Origin of the sequence: Acinetobacter sp. WCHAc060033, from assembly GCF_004209125.1 — a bacterium.
Lineage (GTDB): Bacteria > Pseudomonadota > Gammaproteobacteria > Pseudomonadales > Moraxellaceae > Acinetobacter > Acinetobacter wuhouensis.
Window position 1 is genome coordinate 1 of the sequence record NZ_SGSW01000183.1, and the last position, 539, is coordinate 539.

A 539-nucleotide genomic window follows, 5' to 3' on the forward strand; every position below is an offset into this window, starting at 1 on the left:
ATAAATTCTCTGTCTGCAAACACATTCACAATACGATCTTTACCAAAAATGGAGATAAAGCGTTGAATCAAAGCAATACGCTCTTTTGTATCTGAATTTCCACGTTTATTGAGCAATGTCCAAACAATAGGTATCGCTATTCCACGATAGACGATGGCTAACATCAAGATATTAATATCTCGTTTTCCCCATTTCCAATTAGTTCTATCCAAAGTTAATTGGACTTTATCGAATGAAAATATATTGAAAATTAACTGAGAAATTTGACGATAATCGAAATACTGATCTGCAAAGAAGCGTTGTATACGTCGATAAAATGATTGTGGTAAGCACTTGATGGGTAAGGCTTTAGATGCAGAAGAAAGATTACATGTCTGTTTTACAATTAATGCAAGCATAATCAGTGTAAAACATTTTGCATGTGACTTGTTCCACTTTAGATATTTGTTTAAGATGAGATGTAACTCATTGAAATGTGTCATCATATTCGTCGTCAGAAAACAAGTATTATGCCATTATTTCAATGAGTTATCTTTTTT

1 pseudogene is annotated in these 539 nt (G+C 32.3%); it reads right to left on the reverse strand.

Features of this window, described 5'->3' with window-relative positions:
* Window positions 1–482: pseudogene (locus tag EXE10_RS21200) on the reverse strand (IS4-like element ISAba33 family transposase); the annotation flags it as partial.
* Between the last annotated feature and the right edge of the window lie 57 nt (window positions 483–539).